This is a genomic window from Arsenicicoccus piscis (genome assembly GCF_022568835.1).
Taxonomy (GTDB): Bacteria; Actinomycetota; Actinomycetes; order Actinomycetales; family Dermatophilaceae; genus Arsenicicoccus; species Arsenicicoccus piscis.
Window position 1 is genome coordinate 157,653 of the sequence record NZ_JAKZHV010000005.1, and the last position, 19,689, is coordinate 177,341.

Genomic DNA, 19,689 nt, shown 5'->3' on the forward strand with positions numbered 1-19,689 from the left:
AATGGCGCTGCTTGTGTCGTTAGCGGCAGTTTACGCGCATTCATGGGCACTGGACGCGGCACACCAGGGGTCTGTGGATAACTTCTGAACCGGGTTCCTGGGGTGGGCCATTATGGCAAGCCAGCCGGCCGGCCCGTCCCTGGTCGGCCCGTCTCGTGGAAGGAATCGCCCGTGAGCGCTTCGACCCTGGCCGGTCCCCGGTCGTCCCGTCCTGCACGTGACACCGGGCGGGGTGGGTCCGCCGCAGGAGGCACGCGGGCGCGTCGCCTGCAACCGCCCTCGTGGCGCGACGCCCGGCTGCTCGGCGGCGTGGCGCTGGTGCTCGCCTCCACCGTCGCCGGTGCCAAGGTGGTCGCGAACGCGGCCGACACCACGAGCTACCTGGTGATGACCACGGCCGTCGCGGCCGGTGAGCCGCTCACCGCCTCGGACGTGCGCCAGGTCGACGCACGCCTCGGCGACCGGGCCGACAGCTATCTGCCGGCCACCACCGACCTGACCCAGCCCCACTTCGCGACGCGTGATCTGGTGCCCGGTGAGCTGGTCCCGGTGGCCGCGGCCGGCGACCAACGCGTCGCCGAGCGGCGCCAGCTCGCCCTCCCGGTGACGTCCGGAGCTCTCCCGGCGCTGGTGAAGGGCACCCAGGTCGAGGTCTGGGTGAGCGATCGCACCAGTGCTGCGGGCGTGGACCGCTACGGCGCACCGCACAAGGTCGTCGAGCGCGGCACCGTGGCCCGGGACCCCGACCGGTCCGGTGTCCTCGGCGGCGCCGCGAGCACCACGCTCTCGGTCTTCGTCCCGGTCGACGCCGTGCCGGCCCTGCTGACCGCCGTGGACTCCGGGGCCAAGGTCTCGCTCGTGCCGCTGCCCGGCACCGTCGTGGGGGACGGCTCGTGACCCTGCGGGTGCTCACGGCGCTGCGCGACGACATCGAGGGTCGACTGGTCTCTCTGGTGTCGAACCGGGGCGAGTGCACGGTGACCCGGCGCTGCGCCGACCTCGCGGACCTGCTCGCCAGCGCCGCTGCGGGCCACGGGGACGTCGTGCTGCTGTCGGCGGACCTTCGTGGCCTGGACCTCAGCGCGCTGCGCACCCTGCGCGAGGCGGGAGTCGGCACGGTGGGGGTCGTCGGGCTCGGGGAGGCGGAGGCGGGGCGGCACCGGCTGCGCCAGCTCGGCGTCGGCTCGGTCGTCACCGACGCGGTGGGCGACGACGAGCTGGCCGCGGCCCTGGCGCAGGCCGCGGAGTCGGTGGCGGCGGGTGCTCACGCGCCGTTCGGCCGCGCCGAGGCCTCGTCGACCGCCGACCCCGACGCGGCGCTGGCCGACCTCGTCGAGCAGCTGGCATCCGGCCGGCCCGACCGGCCCGGCCGGGACGGCGAGGATGACAACCGGCCGGGCGTGCGGGACGGCCACGACGGGCACGAGCTGGGGCAGGCGTCGGGGCAGGGGGCGGAGCGGGACGGGCTCGGCCACCTGGTGACCGTCTGGGGGCCGCTCGGCGCCCCGGGTCGCACGATGCTGGCCGTGAGCCTGGCCTGCGAGCTGGCGGTGGCCGGCCACCGGGTGCTCCTGGTCGACGCCGACACCTACGGTCCGTCGATCGCCCAGACGCTGGCGCTGCTCGACGAGGCCCCGGGTCTCGCGGCCGCCTGCCGGGCGGCCGAGCAGGGGCGCCTGGACGCGGCCACGCTGGTGCGGCACGCGCCCGAAGTGGTGCCCGGTCTACGGGTGCTCACGGGGTTGCCCCGCGCGGACCGGTGGGTCGAGCTGGGCGCGGCCGCCGTCGAGCGGGTGCTGCAGGTCGCGACCGGGGTGGTCGACGTGGTCGTCGTCGACGCCGGGTTCTGCCTCGAGGACGACGCCGAGCTGAGCTACGACACGTTGGCGCCACGCCGCAACGCGGCAGCGTGCACCGCGCTCGACCTCGCTCACCTGGTCGTGGCCGTCGGTGCCGCGGACCCCGTGGGCGTGCAGCGGCTGGTGCGGGGTCTGGCCGAGCTGTCCGACCGCGGGACGCCGGCCGACCTGCTCGTCCTCAACCGGGTGCGCCCGGGCGCCCTCGGGCCCGCGGGCACCGAGCACGCTCGCGCCGTGGTCGAGCGCTACGCCGGGGTGCAGGTGCACCACGTGCTGCCCGAGGACCGGGGGACGATGGATGCCGCGCTGCTCGCCGGGCGCACGCTGCTGGAGACGGGCCCACGGACCGCGCTGCGCCGCGCGGTGGCCCAGGTCTGTGACTCCGTGACGTCCGCCCTGCGCGGTGAGTTGGTATCCTGATCGTCTAGACGTAATCAGACGATCACGCCGGGTAGTTCTTGGCGTCGAATGGGCGTAAAGGGTGGCTCGTCGCCTCGACCCCTCACATCTCTGCCTAGGGTGTTGATCAGGAGAACGGACGCCGACGGCTGCTGGATCGCGCTGGCAAATCCCACCGGGGGGAAGTGCGGATGCCCGCCTGGGCACATCAGGATTCCAGACGTTGGCTCGTGGAGGTTCAGGGGAGCAGATGACGATTCTTCACGACCGTGGAACCGGTCTGAGCGAGGAAGAGCCTGCCGACGATCGTCGGCAACCGACGAGTCGCAAGCGCGTCTCGTGGGCTGCGGATCGCCCCTACGTGCTGCCCGCTGCGGCCGCCGAGGCGGGGGTCACGCAGTCGGACTTCGACCCCGTGAAGCGGGCGACCGACCGCCGCCGGGCCTGGATGCGCCCCATCCTGCTGCGCGCGGTGCTCGGCGACTTCCTGATCACGGCCGTCATCACGGCCATGCTGATGGTCAACGACTACCGCTCGCTCACCTCCGCCGCCACCACCGGTGTCGTCGCGGCCATCATCTGGTGCACCCTGCTGCAGCTGCGGCGCGGCTACGACCAGCGTCGGATGAGCGAGGCGTCGGCCTCCTTCCAGACGGTCGTCGGTGCGGCGCTCGCCTCGATGGCCGTCCTCGGTCTGATGTCGTATGTCGCCAAGGTCGAGCTGCCGCGCCGCTACGTGCTGGTCGGCATCCCCGCCATCGCCGTGTTCACGATGATCCACCGGATGCTGATCAGCCGGTCGCTGCGGCGCATGCGTGCCCACGGCCAGGCCCTGCAGCGCACCCTGGTCGTCGGTGACGGTCTCACCGCCGGCGCGTTCGCCCGTGAGCTCGCGACGGTCAAGGACCACGGTCTACGGGTCGTGGGTCTGGCGCTGTCGAGCCTCGACGTGGTGCCGATGACCCGCGGACCCCAGCTACCCGTCTGGGGCGTGCTCTCGGAGATCCCGCAGATCGTCGTCGACCACGACCTCGACGTCGTCATCGTCACCGGTGGTGGGCTGTCCGGCGACTCGCTGCGGCGCCTGTCCTGGGCGCTCGAGCGGGTGGGTGCCGAGCTCATCGTCTCGCCCGGCATGGTCGAGACCACCCCGTCGCTCGTGTCGATGCACCCGACCTCGGGTCTGCAGCTGCTGCAGTGGGAGCGTCCCTCCGGCAAGCTCGGTCGCGGGCTGGTCAAGAACCTCCAGGACCGCACCATCGCCGGCCTGGCGCTGCTCGCCGCCTCGCCGATCATGATCGCGACGGCGGCCGCCATCTGGCTGACCGATCACGGCCCGATCTTCTACCGGCAAAAGCGCCTCGGCCTCGACGCCAAGCCGTTCATGATGATCAAGTTCCGCTCGATGGTCGTGAACTCCGACGCCCTGCGCGCCAACCTCGTCAAGCAGCAGAACAGCACCAACGGCGACAAGGTGCTGTTCAAGATGGCCGACGACCCGCGCATCACCAAGGTCGGCAAGATCATCCGCCGCTACTCCATCGACGAGCTGCCCCAGCTGTTCAACGTCCTCAAGGGCGAGATGGCGCTCATCGGGCCGCGGCCGCCGCTGCCCGAGGAGAGCGAGAAGTACCACGACAAGGACAACCGCCGCCTCCGCGTGAAGCCGGGCCTCACCGGCCTGTGGCAGGTCAGCGGCCGGTCCGACCTGTCGTGGGACGACGCCGTCGCCCTGGACCTGCGCTACGTCGACAACTGGTCGGTGGGCATGGACATGCAGATCCTGTTCAAGACGGTCCGCGCCGTCCTCAAGGGTGACGGGGCCTACTGAGCCGGCTTGCTGACCGGCGTTGCCGCGTCGGCGCCCGGGTGCGACCATGAGCCTCGTGCCTGACCGACTCACCGCGCTGGACGCGTCCTTCCTCTACGTGGAGACGCCGGCCACGGCGATGCACACCGGGTCGGTTATGGTCTTCCAGCCGCCGTCGGGCGGCTTCGACTACGCCCGGCTGCTCAACCTCGTGGCCAACCGGATCACCTACGTGCCGCGCTACCGGCAGAAGATCAAGGAGGTCCCGGGCCGGCTCTCGCTGCCGGTCTGGGTGCCCGACTCGAGCTTCGACGTCACCTACCACGTGCGCCGCTCGGCGCTGCCGCGTCCCGGCACGGACGAGCAGCTCCAGGAGTTCGTCTCGCGGGTGCAGGCCCGGCCGCTGGACCGCCGCCGGCCGCTGTGGGAGGTCTACCTGGTCGAGGGGCTGGAGCACGGACGGTTCGCCATCGTGACCAAGACCCACCAGGCGCTCGTCGACGGGGTGCACGCCGACGACATCGCCGCGCTGATCCTCGACGACCATCCGGGCCCGCGGGACGCGCCGGCCCCCACGTGGGACGCGGCCCACGAGCCGAGCGACGTAGACCTCGTGGCCCAGGCCGTCCTCGGCGCGCTCACCAGCCCCACGAGGCTCGTGGAGACGCTGCGCGGCGGGGCGGGTGAGCTGCAGGCGACGGGGAGCAAGATCCTCGGCGGGGTGGGGGAGGTCGTGTCGACGCTGGCCCGCTCGGCCACCCGACCCACGATGTCAGGACCGCTCAACGTGCACACGGGGTCGGCCCGCCGCTACGTCATGGTGGGCACCGACCTCGACGACCACCGGGCCGTGCGGGCCGGTCTGCCGGGGCCGACGGGGGCGCAGGACCAGGTGAGCGTCAACGACGTCGTGCTCGCCGTGCTGACCGGCGCCTTGCGCATCTGGCTGCTCAACCGCGGCGAGGCGGTCACCCGCAGCACCAGCGTGCGGGCGCTCGTCCCGGTCAGCGTCTATCACCGCGACGGCGCCCAGGCGGGCAACGAGCTGATGGCCTGCTTCGTCGACCTGCCGGTCGGGGAGCCCAACGCCGCGATGCGGCTGCACCAGATCGCGTTCTCGATGCGTCGGCAGATGGAGGGTGGCCAGGCCATGGGCGCCGACGCGCTCTCCGGGCTCGCCGGGTTCACCTCCCCGACGCTGCACGCGCTCGGCTCTCGGCTCGGTTCGGCGGTGACGCGGCGGCTGTTCAACATGGTCGTCACCAACGTCCCGGGTCCTCAGCACGAGCTCTACGTCGCGGACGCGCCGATGCTGTCGACCTACCCGGTCATGCCGGTCATGGGCGGGCAGGCGCTGTCGGTGGGCCTGACCAGCTACGACGGGGGCGTCTACTACGGTTTGAACGCCGACCGTGACGCGATGCCCGACCTCGACGTGCTGGGCGCCGGCATCGTCGACGCGCTCGCCGAGCTCGTCGGGTCGCTCTAGCGCCGACCGGGTGCAGCCCAGCAGCGCCCGCCGAGACCGAACGAGGTGGTCCCCATGACCCGACGCCGCGTCTACCTGCCGGTGGCTCCCACCGACCTGGCCGCTCTCGCCGAGGCCGGGCGGATCGAGCGCGGCACCGGCTACGCCGTCACCGCCAACGTGCGCGCCGAGCTCGAGGAGCGGGACGCCGAGGAGCAGGAGTTCGAGGCGTTCAGCGAGGCGGCAACGGCCGCCGGTGAGCTGGTCGCGGAGCCGACCCGGCGGGTCGTCGTCTCGGTCGACGTCGACGCCGCCGGGCTGCGCGAGCACGCCGAGGAGTTCGCTCGGGTCGACGGGGTGCCCGCCGTCACGGCGCGCGACGTGGCCGCCTTCCACGTCGACGAGGGCGAGCAGCACGACGACGACCAGCTGCTGTGGTTCGACGCGGCCGAGCTGCCGGCCGTGATCGCACTGGTCGGACCGGCCGGCGGCTGACCAGCCCGGGCAGCGCCTGACCGGCCACCCGACCGGCCGCCCGACCGGCCGCCCGGCCCGCGGCCGGAGCGAGCGGCGTCAGCCGGCGTGCTCGGCGAGGTAGCGCTCGCCGGTGCGGTGCTCGGCCCGCATGCCGGCCTCGATGGCGGGGGCGGCCGCCTGCTCGATCTTCTTGCCGACCAGCGGCACGTTGGCGCGCAGCTCGCCGTCGATCGACTCGCGGGTGCCGGCCCCACCCGGCTCGAGCACCAGGTCGCCCTGGAAGGTCAACGGGGTGCCGACGACCTGCACCTCGAGCGTGCCGGTGCGCCGCCCGGAGGCGTCCGCGGCACCCCAGCGCTGCGTGGTGCGCACCGTCAGCGTCGACGCCGACAGGATGCTCGGGAGCGACATGCCCTCGGTCGACAGCTCGCGGCTGAGCTCGGTGACCAGGGTGTCGCCGTCGGGCTCGACCGTCACCGACGAGGTCACCGCGTCGCTGTCGGCCGCCACCTGCTCGTGGAACGCCGGGTCCGCCAGCATGGCGTAGACCTGGTCGGGGGTCGCGGTGAACTCCACCTCGCGCGTGATCCTCATGGGCGCAGACTAACCGCCCGGGCGGTCTCGGTCACGCCCTCGGCGACGGTCGCCAGCCGGAGCTGGAGCTGCGTGCGGGCGGCGAGCAGGAGGTCTACCTCGGCCTGGAGGGAGGGCGCCACGTTGATCTGCTGGTAAGCGGACTCCACCGTGCTGGTGCCGAGCGGGGCGCGCACGACGCCGGCGACCAGGTGCAGGTCGCTGCGGGCCAACCGCTCGCGCAGCACGCGCTCGCGCTGCTGCAGCGCCGCGAGCTCGACGCCGTGGTCGGTCAGCGCGGCGCCGAGCTCACCGAGAGCGGCGACCACCTCCGGGTAGACCGTCCGCAACCGGGCCGCGTGCCGGGCCAGCCGGCCGCCGAGGGCCGTGCAGGACGCCGGGTCGCCGGCGAGCAGGGGACGGTGGGGACGCTCGGGGACGACCGACGGGCCGTGCGGCCCGGCCTTCACGCCGCCCTCGTCCAGGGGCGTCGACGCCGCCCTCATCCAGCCCTCATCCAGCCCTCATCCAGCACCCTCAGCCGAGCAGCGTCCTGCAGCGGTCGGCGCTCTCGAGCGTGCGGGACCGCTGCTCGAGCTCCTGGGCCCGACGGTGGGCCTCGGCCTCGGCGGCCACCGACCACGCGACCAGCGCCTCGAGGGCCTCGTCGACGGTGTCGGTGAGCGGGTCGGTCGGGTCGCCCACGGCCACGGCGTGGGTGCGCAGGTCGGCGACCACGGCACCGAGTGCCTCGGCACGGGCCAGCTCGCGACGGGCGCTCGCGCGCAGCGCAGCCGAGGGGGAGGGGTCGACCATGGCTGCACCTTAGCGAGGCGTCCTCGGGGTTCCCTGAGTTGTCCACAGCCCTTGTGCCAGGCGATAGCCTGGGCGCAGCAGCACACCGTCGTGCTGCCCTAGAGGTGAGGAAGCCATGACCGCCAGTGACCGGGTCCGATCACGCCTGCTCGCCGCCGCCGCCGAGGCTGCGGGTTCCGACCGTACCGACGACCTCGACGTGCTGCTGGAGCGCTACTACCGGCACGTCGCCGTGGAGGACCTGCTCGACCGCAATCCCGAGGACCTGCTCGGGGCGGCCCTGACCCATCGAGACCTGGCCTCTCGCCACCACCCGGGTGACGCCGCCGCCGTCCGCGTCTTCACCCCGTCGGTGGCCGAGCAGAAGTGGTCCTGCGGCCACACGGTGGTCCAGGCGGTCACCGACGACATGCCGTTCCTCGTCGACTCGGTCCTCGCCGACCTGGCCCGCCAGGACCGCCGGGTGTACCTGGTCATCCATCCCCAGCTGGTCGTCCGCCGCGGGGAGGACGGGAGCCTGCTCGAGGTGCTCGACGTCGACCCGGAGAACGTCTCCGACGTCGAGGCCGCTCCGGGTGAGGTCGTCGACACCGAGTCCTGGATGCACGTCGAGGTCGACCGCGAGAGCGACCAGCAGGACCTGCTCGCCATGGGGGATCGGGTCCGCACGGTGCTGGGCGACGTGCGCGCGGCCGTGCACGACTGGCCGGCGATGCGGGGTCAGATCATCGCCATCGCCGACGAGCTCGACTCGACCCCGCCCCCCGGCGTCCCCGCGGCCGAGGTAGACCAGGCGGTCGGCTTCCTGCGCTGGCTCGCCGACAACTTCACCCTGCTCGGCTACCGCGAGTACACCCTGGACGACGACGACGCCCTGGTCTCGCGACCCGAGTCGGGGCTCGGCATCCTGCGCCAGGACGAGAGCGACGCGCCGGTGCGGCGCCTGCAGCTGACCGGCTCGGTGCGGGCCAAGGCCCGCGAGCCGCACGTGCTCATCATCACCAAGGCCAATTCGCGCGCCACCGTGCACCGCTCCGCCCACCTCGACTACATCGGCATCAAGGAGTTCGACGACCAGGGCGCCGTGGTCGGCGAGCGCCGGGTGCTCGGCCTGTTCACCTCCGACGCCTACACCGAGTCGGTGTTCAACGTCCCGGTCCTCGGGGCCAAGGTGATGGAGGTGCTGCGCCTCTCGGGCTACCAGCCCGACGGCCACGACGGGCGCGACCTCGTCGGGCTGCTGCAGTCCTACCCGCGCGACGAGCTCTTCCAGACCGAGACCGAGGAGCTGCTCGGCACCGCGAAGGCGATCCTGCACGCCTCCGAGCGCCGTCAGGCGCGACTGTTCGTGCGCCGCGACGTCTACGGCCGGTTCTACTCGGTCCTGGTCTATCTGCCCAAGGACCGCTACACCACGACCACGCGGCTGCGCATCGAGGCGATGCTGCGCGAGGTGACGGGCAGCACCACGATCGACTACGCCACCACGATGGGCGAGGGGCTGATGGCACGCCTGCACTACGTCGTGCGGCTGCCGACCGGCTCCACGCTGCCCGAGCTGGACCAGGAGGACCTCGAGCGCCGGATGATCGAGGTCACCCGGGCCTGGGGTGACGAGCTCGGCGCGGCGCTGGTGGTCGAGCACGGCGAGGAGGAGGGCGGCCGGCTCGCGAAGGCCTTCGCGGGCGGCTTCCCGGAGGCCTACAAGGAGGACTTCTCGCCGCGGGTCGCGGTGATCGACCTCGCCCACCTGGTCGACCTGCAGCCCGACGGGCTGGCGCTCAACCTCTACCAGCCGCTCGCCGCGCCGCCGCACGTGCGCCGGATGAAGGTCTACCGCCGTGAGCCGTTGTCGCTCAGCCGGATCCTGCCGTTCTTCACCCACCTCGGGCTCGAGGTCACCGACGAGCGGCCCTACCACCTCACCCGGCTCGACGGCACCTCGTTCTACGTCTACGACTTCGGCCTGAGCGTGCCCGACGCGTCGGTCTGGGACCGTCCCGGGGCCCGGCTGCGGGTGCAGGACGCGCTGGCCGACGCCTGGCACGGCCGGGTCGACTCCGACGACTACAACGGGCTGGTGGTCGGCTCTGGCCTCACCTCCCGCCAGGTCGTCATCCTGCGTGCCGTCAGCCGCTACCTGCGTCAGGCGGGCACCCAGTTCTCCGCCTACTACCTGGCCGAGGCGCTGCTGGCCAACGGCGCGCTGGCCCGGCTGCTGGTCGAGCTGTTCGAGGTGCGCTTCGACCCGGACGCCTCCGACGAGGGCCGCGCCGAGCGCGAGGCGGCCGTGGTCGCCGAGATCCACGCCGGCCTGGACGAGGTCGCGAGCCTGGACCAGGACCGGATCGTGCGCTCCTTCCTCGCGGTGATCCAGGCGGGCCTGCGCACCAACTTCTTCCAGGTCGACGCCGACGGCCACCCCAAGCCGTGGCTGTCGATCAAGCTGGACCCGCAGGCCATCGCCGGGCTGCCCGAGCCGCGGCCCGAGTTCGAGATCTGGGTCTACGGACCACGGGTCGAGGGCGTGCACCTGCGCTTCGGCCCGGTGGCGCGCGGCGGGCTGCGCTGGAGCGACCGCCGCGAGGACTTCCGCACCGAGATCCTCGGTCTAGTCAAGGCCCAGATGGTCAAGAACGCCGTCATCGTGCCGACGGGCTCCAAGGGCGGCTTCTTCGCCAAGCAGCTGCCCGACCCGGCCGTCGACCGCGACGCCTGGCTGCAGGAGGGCATCGGTGCCTACACCTACTTCATCTCCGGGCTGCTCGACCTCACCGACAACCGGGTCGGCGCCGACGTCGTCGCGCCGGACCGGGTCGTGCGGCACGACGGCGACGACCCCTACCTCGTCGTCGCGGCCGACAAGGGCACCGCGACCTTCAGCGACATCGCCAACGCGGTAGCCCAGGACTACGGCTTCTGGCTCGACGACGCCTTCGCGTCGGGCGGGTCCGCGGGCTACGACCACAAGGGCATGGGCATCACCGCGCGCGGCGCGTGGGAGTCGGTCAAGCGGCACTTCCGCGAGCTCGGCGTCGACACCCAGACCGAGGACTTCACCGTCGTCGGCGTCGGCGACATGTCCGGTGACGTGTTCGGCAACGGCATGCTCCTCTCGGAGCACATCCGGCTGGTCGGCGCGTTCGACCACCGGCACATCTTCGTAGACCCCGACCCCGACGCCGCGTCCTCCTACGCCGAGCGTCGTCGCCTGTTCGAGCTGCCCCGCTCGTCCTGGGACGACTACGACCGCAGCCTGCTGAGCGAGGGGGTGGGATCTACCCCCGCTCGGCGAAGTCCATCTCGCTCAGCCACCGGGCCGCCGTGGCCCTCGGCCTGCGCGAGGAGGGTGCCGACACCGACAGCGACAGCGGGTCCGGCTCCGACAGCGACAGCGAGGGCGCGCCGCTCGAGCTCACGCCGGCCGAGCTGATGCGGGCCATCCTGCTGGCGCCGGTGGACCTGCTCTGGAACGGCGGGATCGGCACCTACGTCAAGGCGCGCGGGGAGTCCAACGGCGACGTCGGCGACCGCGCCAACGACGCCATCCGGGTCAACGGGGCCGACCTGCGGGTCAAGGTCGTCGGCGAGGGCGGGAACCTCGGCGCGACCCAGCTGGGCCGCATCGAGGCGGCGCTCGCGGGCGTCCAGATCAACACCGACGCGATCGACAACTCGGCCGGTGTCGACACCTCCGACCACGAGGTCAACCTCAAGATCCTGCTCACCGAGCAGACCCGCGCGGGGAACCTCACGCTGAAGCAGCGCAACACCCTGCTCGCCTCGATGACCGACGAGATCGGAGCGATGGTGCTGCGCGACAACTACGAGCAGAACGTCCTGCTCGGCAACGCGCGGGCCCAAGAGCTCACCATGGCCCCGGTGCACCAGCGCCTGATGCACCGGCTGGAGGAGCGCGGCGAGCTGAGCCGCGAGCTGGAGTTCCTCCCGTCCGACGCCGACCTGCAGGCCCGGGCGGCCGACGGCAAGGGACTGACGTCACCGGAGTTCGCGGTGCTCGTCGCCTACGCGAAGCTCGCGATCAAGGCCGACCTCACCGAGAGCGACCTGGTGGAGCAGCCGTTCTTCGAGAAGGTGCTGCGCCACTACTTCCCCCAGGCGATCCAGGACCGCTTCGACGACGAGATCGGCGAGCACCCGCTGCGCACAGCGATCATCGTCAACGCGATCGCCAACTCGATGGTCAACCGCGGCGGCATCTCGTTCGCCTTCCGGACCAGCGAGGAGTCCGGCGCGACCACCGCGCAGATCGCCCGGGCCTACGTCATCGCCCGCGAGATCTTCGACCAGGCAGCGTTCGTCGACCAGGTCGAGGCGCTCGACAACATCGTGGCGACCGGCGTGCAGACACAGATGTATCTCGAGTTCCGCCGCCTGATGGACCGCGCGACCCGCTGGTTCTTGCAGAGCCGGCCGCTGCACTCCGACATCGAGAGCGAGGTCGAGCGGTTCACCGAGGCGGTGCGCCGGTTCACCTCCGTGGTGCCCGACCTGCTCGGCGGTGCGGAGCAGACCCGGCTGGAGGGAGAGGTCGAGCGGCTGAAGGACGAGGGTGTGCCCCTGGACCTGGCCCGCCGGGTGGCCTCCCTGCTGGACTGCTTCTCGCTGCTCGACATCGTCGAGATCGCGCACGCCACCGGCCGAGACGTAGACCTCGTGGCCGCCACCTACTTCCTGCTCTCGGAGCGCTTCGAGGTGGACGCCCTGCTCACCCGGGTGTCCCGGCTGCCGCGCGAGGACCGCTGGGACGCGCTGGCCCGCGGATCGCTGCGCGACGACCTCTACACCCTGCTGGCGTCGCTCACCACGGCGGTGCTCGAGGCCTCCCCGGAGGCAACCGACGCGACCGAAGGGGTCGACGCGTGGGCCTCGGCGAACGCCGACGGACTCGGTCGCGCCCGCACCGCGCTCAAGGACATCGACGCCGTCGAGGGTGCCGGCATCGCGCCGCTGTCCGTGGCCCTGCGCACGCTGAGGGGAGTCATCCGGTCCGGGTCCGCACACTAGAGTGACGGTTGTGGCGACCCTCACCGATGTGCTGCGTGACGAGACCTCGCTGTCGGACTACGAGATCGACTGGCTGCGCTTCCTCGTGGGCGACTGGCAGATCATCTCGGACCTGGCCTTCGCCGACCTGGTGCTCTGGGTCCCCACGACGGCGGGCGAGTGGCTCGCCGTCGCGCACGTGCGGCCCACCACCGGCCGCATGGTGTTCGTCGAGGACGTCGTCGGCACCCGCACGCCGAAGACCCGGCGGCCGCTGCTCAACGAGGCGATGAAGACCCGGCGCATCGTGCGCGACCAGGACCCCGGCTGGCTCGACGACGACGGCATCCGCCAGGACGCCATCCCGGTCGTGTGCGCCGGGCGCGCCGTCGCGATGGTGTCGCGCTGCACCAACCCGGCCTACCTGCGGGTCCCCTCCCGGCTGGAGCTGATCTACCAGACCACCGGCGACGCCCTCTGCACGATGATCGCGTCGGGCGACTACCCCCACAAGGAGGTGCCCACCGGGCTGCGCCGCGGCAGCCCGCGCGTCTCCGACGGCCTGATCCGGCTGGACATCGAGGGGCACGTCACCTACGCGAGCCCGAACGCGATCTCCGCGCTGCACCGCCTCGGCCACAACGGCGTGGTGGTGGGGGAGTCGTTGGCCGAGATCGCCACCTCCGTGCTGCGCGACCACGCGCCCGTCGACGAGACCTTGGCGCTGGTCGTGACCGGCCGGGCGCCGTGGCGCACCGAGATCGAGACCCGCGCAGCGCACGTGACCCTGCGCGCCATCCCGCTCACCCAGCGGGGCACCCGCTCGGGAGCGGCCATCCTGCTGCGCGACGTGAGCGAGCTGCGCCGGCGCGAGCGGGAGCTGATGACCAAGGACGCGACCATCCGCGAGATCCACCACCGGGTCAAGAACAACCTGCAGACCGTCGCCGCGGTGCTGCGGTTGCAGGCGCGCCGGCTGCCCGAGGGCGAGGCGCGCACCGCCCTCGACGAGGCGGTCCGCCGGGTCGGCACGATCGCGTTGGTGCACGAGACGCTGAGCCGCGGCTTCGACGAGATGGTCGACTTCGATGACATCGCCCGCCGGGCCATCAACTCCTTCGTCGACGTCGCCCGCACCGACGTGCCCGTCCACACCCGGCTGATCGGGTCGTTCGGCCGGCTGCGGGCCGAGGACGCCACGAGCTTGTCGATGATCGTCACCGAGCTGGTCTCGAACGCCGTGGAGCACGGGCTCGCCGAGTCGGGCGGCACGCTGACCATCGAGGCGACCCGGGAGGCCGATCCCACCCCCGAGGAGGAGGACGGCGAGGTGCTCACCGTCACCGTCACCGACGACGGGGCCGGCGTGCCCGAGGGGTGGTCGCCGGAGGGCAAGGGGCTCGGCACCCAGATCGTGTCGTCGCTGGTCGAGGACCTGCGCGGGCGGATCACCTGGGAGCGTGGCGACCCCGCAGGCACCCGGGTGCAGTTCACCGCGCGGCTGCGGCCGCCGCGGGACTGAGCGGTCCCCAGACGCACGAAGCCGGCCCGAACCATCTGGTTCGGGCCGGCCTCATCGGTCTCGGTCGCCGTGCGAGCGGGGTCCGATCGTGGCTGTCCGGGCGACACTTCTCAGGGGGTCGCGGCGGGTCAGCGGTCGAAGGTTGTCGTGCCGGCGAGGTGCCGGGATGGGAGAGTCAGCTCGCGCGTCGTGCGCGGGCGTTGCGTCGCTTGAGAGCGCGACGCTCGTCCTCGGACATGCCACCCCACACACCAGCGTCCTGACCGGACTCGATCGCCCACTTGAGGCAGGTATCGATCACCGGGCATCGCCGACACACGGCCTTGGCCTCCTCGATCTGCAAGATCGCGGGGCCGGTGTTGCCGATCGGGAAGAACAGCTCGGGATCTTCCTCGAGGCAGGCTGCGCGGTCGCGCCAATCCATGGGTTTGTGCTCCTTGCGCTCTGGCTGGTTACTTGGGGCCTTGCAGCGAGGCGCTGCCATCGTGTCGTCTGCCGTGGCGTCAGCCCCTCCGGGAAGACCTCCCTGCGCCACGGCGTAAACTTCAACGTCAGTACCATGCGGTATGTTCCGGATCCACAGCACGTAGACCGATCCGCGTGGCACCGAGGGCCGCGCGAGCTCTGTCTGCGTCCTGCCCCGTTGCACACCGACTGTCCACTGTAGCCGGTTGGTCAGTCCATTGGCTAGACATTCGGCCATAGTTCGTGGTCGTCGTCGAGACGAAGAGGGAACTTTGTGCCGCGGGACCACAATTTTGTCACGCTGCGTGCTCACTGGGAAGAGGTTAGGGTGAATTCGTCGCGTTCTGTCACTGAGCATGACTCAGGATCGGAGGGGCGGGCGCGCGGGGTGCCCCGCGGGTCGGTGCCCGTCGGCGCGAAGGTCGCCGCAGTGCTGATCGCCCTGCAGGCCCTCGTCATCGTGGGCGCCATCGTCTTCTACGGCTACGAGATCCTCCAGGGCGCCACCGACGACGTGACCCGCGCGGTCATGTCGATGGTGATGATGGCACTGTTCGTCATCGGCCTGGCAGTCTGCGCCCGGGGCCTCGCGGCCAACCGCGCCTGGGCGCGCACCCCCACCGTCGTCTGGAGCGTGCTGCTCATCCCGGTCGGCTACGGCATGGTGCAGGGCCACGTCGAGTGGATCGGCATCGCCGTGCTGACGGCCGCCATCGCCACCATCGCCGGTGTCGTCACCAGCGCGCGGCGCACGACCGACGAGGCGTAGACCCCTCGGACCGCCCGGCACCCTTGCGCACCTCAGTCGGGCGACCGCCCGTCCGGGTGGGCGAGCTGGACCGGCGTGACGCGCGAGCTCTCCACCACCACCCCACGCCCCGGCCGGGCGCTGCCGACGGTGGGCACCGGCACGCCGAACACCTCGTGGTCGAGCACCCCCGACGGCGCCAGCACCAGCCCCGTCCGGTGTCGCCGGAGCTCCGCAAGCAGTCCGCGGTAGGCCGACGCCGTCGCGGCCGTCGTGGCAGCAGCGAGCACCGTCGACTGCGTGCCTTGGGGATTGTTGGCGCCTTTGGGGCTGATGGCGTTGTTGGTGGCGAGCCACCCGAGCAGCAGCGCCTCCGCGTCCGCCCCTACCTCCGCCGCACCGGTGGCGGCTCCCCAGCCGCCGCCGGATCCGCTCGGCTGGTCGAGGTCGTCCACCACCACGACGAGGTCGGGATCCTCGGCGACCAGCTGATCGAGGCGAGCGACGACCCCCGGCTCCGACGGTCGACCCGCCCACCGGGGTGCCGGCGCGGCCAGGGCTCGCCAGCAGGTGGCGAGGGCCTCGGTGCCGCTGAGAAGCACGACCGGTCGGTGCTGGGCCGCGGCGAGGAGGGCGAGCGCCGAGCTGCGGCCGCTCCCCGGTGGACCCACGACCAGCGCTGCTCGTCGCTGGCGCAGGTCCAGGCCCACCTGGGTGTCGTCCTCGCCGATGCCGACCGGCCAGGGCGGGCGGTTGTCGTCCGTGCTCGCCTCGTCGACGGACCACAGTCGACCAAGCGCGACCCGATCGGGCAGGCCGGCGAGCCGGAAGGCCGCTGTCGAGCTGGTGGGTGAGCCGGTCGGGCCGGTGGGTGGCTCGATCGGTGCGGTGAGCGCCACCTGCAGGTCGCAGCGATCGCGCACGCGGGTGGCCCGGCCTGGCACCGTCCGGGTCGAACGTGGTCGGTCCAGGCCGAGCAGCAACGCATCGGTCGGGTCGGCCAGCGCCAGCACCAGGCGCTCGCGGAAGTGGCTGCCGATGCCGCTCGAGAGGAAGCCTCGGTCGAAGGTGGCGGCGACGTGCACGCCGGTGGCCGGACCGGACGCGAGCAGGTTGGTCAGCAGATCCGAGAGCTCGGACTGGACGCGCATCGGCGCGCGGCGGATGACCTGGGACCAGCCGTCGACGAGCAGGATGGTCGGGTCGTCCTGGGTCCCGCTCCCGCTCCCGCTCCCACCACCGGGACCGGCGCCGGCCCTGGCCCGCGTCAGCAGCCGCCGCAGCAGCCGGGCGACGAGCTCGGTGTCGTGGCCGGCGGCGATCGTGCCGACGTGCGGGAGCGCCCGCAGGTCGAGCAGCGCGTCATCCCCGTCGATGACGTGGACCGACACGGCCGCCCCCGGTCGGCCGGCGGCGCGGCCTGCACTGCAGGACAGCGCCAGCGTGCGCAGGAGGGTGGTGCGCCCGCTCCGGCCGGCACCGACGACGGCGAGGTGGCCGTGCGTGTCAGGGCTCCACCACGCGGCCCGCTGGGCCAGCTCGTGGAGGTGGTCGCCCAGACCCAGCAACAGGGCGAACCCGGGGTCGGGTGGCGGCTCGGCGAGAGCTCGTCGGCCGAGGTCCGGCCACTGCACCAGGTCAGCCAGCGGTGGCAGCCAGGCGGGTGGTGGCAGGGGGAGGTCACGGGCGGCCTCCTGCGCGGTGGCGACGACCTGACTCAGCAGCGTGGGGTGGCCGCTCGAAGGTTCGGCGTCGATGCCGGGGCGGACGCCGCGTCCCGACGGTGCGGCCAGGGCGGGCGAGACCGGGTCGAGCGGCCGGACCAGGACCGGGGGACGACGGGCGGCGGCGGGGGCGCTGACCTGGGCGACCTGGAAGGGCTGGGGTCGTTCTACCCCTCGGCGGAAGTACGCCCGCCCGGGTGCCCGGTTGGGGAGGCGCGCGGCGTCAGGGACGTCGAGCACATCGACCGAGTCGGGGACGTCGGCGACCCGCAGCGCGATCCGGGCGCTGACGTTGGCCTTGATGTCGGGGGTGACGACTCCGGCCGGGCGCTGGGTGGCGAGGACGAGGTGCACCCCGAGGGAACGGCCTACGGTCGCGATCTTGAGCAGCCCGGGCACGAACTCGGGGAGGTCGGTCGCCAGCATCCGGAACTCGTCGACCACGACCAGCAACCGCGGCAGCGGGTTGACTGACTGCTGCCCGGTGCGGCGGTAGGCGGCCAGGTCCTCGGCACCGACCGCCGCGAGCAGCCGCTCGCGGCGGCGCAGCTCGGCCGTGAGGGAGGCCAGTGCGCGTTCGGCCAGGGCCGGGTCGAGATCGGTGACGAGGCCCTGGCAGTGGGGGAGCTGCGCGCACTCGGCGAACGCCGATCCGCCCTTGTAGTCGACCAGCACGAAGCTGAGGTCATCGGGTCCGTGGTACAGGGCCAGCCCGGAGACGAGGGTGCGCAGGAGCTCGGACTTCCCGGCTCCGGTGGTGCCGGCGACCAGGGCGTGCGGGCCGTCGGCTGTCAGGTCGAGAGACACGGGGGTGCCGTCCGCGCCGACGCCGACGGCGGTCGACAGACCGGAACGCTGCTCGGCCCACGCGACGCGCAGCTGCCACGCGTCGGCCACGGCGAGCGGCTCGATCTCGTCCAGCGTCAGCGACGTCGGTAGACCACCCCGCTCGGTCGCGGTGTCGGCGAGGGTGAGCGGCTCCAGGGCTCGCAGCACCCCGTCGAGCCAGCCGGGTGCGGGGAGGTCGGGCCGGAAAAGCAGCCGGACGGTGCCGTGCGTGCCCCGGCGGACGAGCTCGGCACCACCCTCGTCGTCGAGCAGGACGAGCTGGTCGACGCCAGGGGGCACCCCTGCGAGGTCGCGCGCCACCCCGAGCAGGAGGGTGCGCGGCTGGCCGGTGTGGTCCGGCTCCGCCGGCCAGCTGCCGAGCCGGTCGAGCTGGTCCACGAGGACGAGCCGGAGCGCGGGCGTCGTGCCCCCGGCCGCCGCTCGGGTGGCGTGCGGCAGCTCCTCGAGCAGCTCCCACCCGGCGGCGGCCCGCGCGCCCGACGCGTGCACGACGAGCTGCAGGGTGCTCGGCGCACACCAGGTGGCCAGCTGGGCGGCGAGGGCGCCGGCCAGCGCCCGTGTGGTGGTTGCGGGTCCGACGAGCACCGTCGGGCGGATGAGGTCGAGGACGAGGGGGGCGTCAGGCAGGACCGGGTGCTGGTCCGACCCGTGCTGGGCGCCGGCGTCGTCGACCGGGCGCGTCACGAAGAGGGCCGGCAGGTCTGCGCGTCCGAGGCGCACCTCGGTAGCTCGCGGCTCGGCGGCGGGCTGGCACCACAGGCCGGGGGCTCGGTGGTGCGCGGCGGCCCACACGGTGGCGAGATCGGGATGGGTCTCTCGTCGGGCGGCCAGCTCGGCCGCCACCCGATCACGCACGACCACGTCGGCGGCAGCGATCGCCCGTGCGTGTCGGTGTCGGGTGAAGGCGCCCTGACGTCGCCCGTGCCGCCGGTCGACCAGCCACCCGACGAAGATCGCCGCCGGGGAGACGAGGCCGAGGACCAGCAGGACCGTCGAGTGCAGGATCCAGGCGGCGACGCCACACATCACGAGGGGGACCAGCAGGGCCGCCCAGGGAGGTCGGGAGGCGCGGGTCGCGTCCGGTGCCGCGGGGACCGGCACGGGGGAGCGGTCGATCGGCGGTCGAGGCCGCAGCACGGGGGTGACGACGAGGCGCCCCTGCCCGTCGGGCGTCGGGGACCGGGGTCCGGGCTCGGCCACCGCGAGCGTGAGCACGGTGTCGCCGACCTGCAGCCGAGAGCCGGCCCGCACGACGGTGGGCTCGCCCGGGACGAGCGGTCCGTCGTCCAGCGTCGTCGTGTTCGGGCCACCGAGGTCGGTCACGAAGACCCGGTCGGCGGTCACGGCGAGGCGCAGCTGCGTCCGCGACAGGGTCGGGTCGTCCACCTGCACGTGACACTGCGGACCTCGGCCGACGAGCACGTCCCCGAGGGGAAGGGGTCTACAGACTCCGGCCGCTGGACCCTCGCTGACTCGAAGCTCGACGACCGTGCGGGCTGAGGTGGACCCGGCCGAGCCGCACGCAATGGCGAGGGCCTGCGCCTCGACCCCCGTCGTGAGGACAGCGCCGGTGATCAGCGGCGGATGCCCCAGGGCGCTGTCGGCGTGGACGGGTGCGCCGTCGACGTGCCACGGTCCGTCGAGCAGCGCGTCGACCACTCGCGGGTGGGTCTGCCCCAGGACCTGGGTGAGCGGACCGAGGAGATCCCCGAGGTCGGTGCCGCTCCCCGCCTGGACCACGACCCGGTGCAGCTCAGGACCGGCCGAGGGCGCCAGAACGCGCAGGCGGAGCTCCATGGTGCCTCCTCACATCGGTCGGGTCGGGCCGGCTTCTCGCGGTCCAGCGGTGGCCGGCGCGAGCCAGCATGACAACCAGGTCCGACAGACCCCGGAAGTTATCCACAGGCCAGAAATCTCTTCCCCACGCGACCCCCGCGGCGGGTGACGATGGGGCCGGCGATGGGCGGCCGCC

Annotated in this window: 12 protein-coding genes and 1 pseudogene; 8 read left to right on the forward strand and 5 right to left on the reverse strand. The window is 72.7% G+C overall.

Annotated features, from left to right (window positions below):
• Positions 1-171 precede the first annotated feature (171 nt).
• The 5 genes from MM440_RS11050 to MM440_RS11070 all read left to right on the forward strand — a co-directional run bounded on the left by MM440_RS11050 (position 172) and on the right by MM440_RS11070 (position 6,031).
• The gene (locus MM440_RS11050) at positions 172-897 is read left to right on the forward strand and encodes a hypothetical protein (RefSeq protein WP_241444350.1); all 726 of its coding nucleotides are present in this window, start codon (positions 172-174) and stop codon (positions 895-897) included.
• Positions 894-2,279 carry a CpaE/TadZ family protein gene (locus tag MM440_RS11055; protein WP_241444351.1) on the forward strand — a complete coding sequence of 462 codons (1,386 nt, stop codon included), beginning with the start codon at positions 894-896 and terminating at the stop codon, positions 2,277-2,279. The genes MM440_RS11050 and MM440_RS11055 overlap by 4 nt, the downstream gene beginning before the upstream one ends.
• Before the next feature lie 340 nt (positions 2,280-2,619).
• Entirely contained in the window at positions 2,620-4,089 is a 1,470-nt protein-coding gene (locus tag MM440_RS11060) for a sugar transferase (protein WP_241444352.1), read from the forward strand.
• Positions 4,090-4,135: 46 nt separating this feature from the next.
• A complete protein-coding gene (locus MM440_RS11065) occupies positions 4,136-5,557 on the forward strand; it encodes a WS/DGAT/MGAT family O-acyltransferase (protein WP_241444353.1) in 1,422 nt (473 codons plus the stop codon).
• 54 nt (positions 5,558-5,611) lie between these two features.
• Complete coding sequence (locus MM440_RS11070) at positions 5,612-6,031, forward strand: DUF6912 family protein (RefSeq protein ID WP_241444354.1); 420 nt, start codon at positions 5,612-5,614, stop codon at positions 6,029-6,031.
• A 78-nt stretch (positions 6,032-6,109) separates the two neighbouring features.
• Here the strand turns inward: MM440_RS11070 and MM440_RS11075 are convergent, their stop codons facing one another.
• From MM440_RS11075 to MM440_RS11085, 3 genes are read right to left on the reverse strand one after another with little or no spacing between them, the layout of a single operon-like run.
• Entirely contained in the window at positions 6,110-6,607 is a 498-nt protein-coding gene (locus tag MM440_RS11075; RefSeq protein WP_241444355.1) for a DUF2505 domain-containing protein, read from the reverse strand.
• A complete protein-coding gene (locus MM440_RS11080) occupies positions 6,604-7,092 on the reverse strand; it encodes a hypothetical protein (RefSeq protein WP_241444356.1) in 489 nt (162 codons plus the stop codon). Before MM440_RS11080 ends, MM440_RS11075 begins: the two co-directional genes overlap by 4 nt.
• Positions 7,093-7,123: 31 nt before the next feature.
• On the reverse strand, positions 7,124-7,402 hold the full coding sequence (locus MM440_RS11085; protein ID WP_241444357.1) for a hypothetical protein: 279 nt from the start codon (positions 7,400-7,402) through the stop codon (positions 7,124-7,126).
• A 265-nt stretch (positions 7,403-7,667) separates the two neighbouring features.
• Here MM440_RS11085 and MM440_RS11090 point away from each other — a divergent pair.
• Together MM440_RS11090 and MM440_RS11095 are read left to right on the forward strand one after the other, a co-directional pair.
• Positions 7,668-12,430 (forward strand): annotated as a pseudogene (locus MM440_RS11090) (NAD-glutamate dehydrogenase domain-containing protein); the annotation flags it as partial.
• Between the two features lie 10 nt (positions 12,431-12,440).
• Positions 12,441-13,931, forward strand: coding sequence for a sensor histidine kinase (locus tag MM440_RS11095; protein ID WP_241444358.1), 1,491 nt, complete (start codon positions 12,441-12,443; stop codon positions 13,929-13,931).
• Between the two features lie 175 nt (positions 13,932-14,106).
• On the opposite strand, the gene MM440_RS11100 is transcribed toward MM440_RS11095, so the two are convergent.
• Positions 14,107-14,355, reverse strand: coding sequence for a WhiB family transcriptional regulator (locus MM440_RS11100; protein WP_241444359.1), 249 nt, complete (start codon positions 14,353-14,355; stop codon positions 14,107-14,109).
• Positions 14,356-14,784: 429 nt separating this feature from the next.
• Here MM440_RS11100 and MM440_RS11105 point away from each other — a divergent pair, with 429 nt between their 5' ends.
• A complete protein-coding gene (locus MM440_RS11105) occupies positions 14,785-15,165 on the forward strand; it encodes a hypothetical protein (protein ID WP_241444360.1) in 381 nt (126 codons plus the stop codon).
• Positions 15,166-15,197: 32 nt separating this feature from the next.
• Here MM440_RS11105 and MM440_RS11110 read toward each other — a convergent pair whose 3' ends face one another.
• On the reverse strand, positions 15,198-19,514 hold the full coding sequence (locus MM440_RS11110; protein ID WP_241444361.1) for an FtsK/SpoIIIE domain-containing protein: 4,317 nt from the start codon (positions 19,512-19,514) through the stop codon (positions 15,198-15,200).
• Positions 19,515-19,689 lie beyond the last annotated feature (175 nt).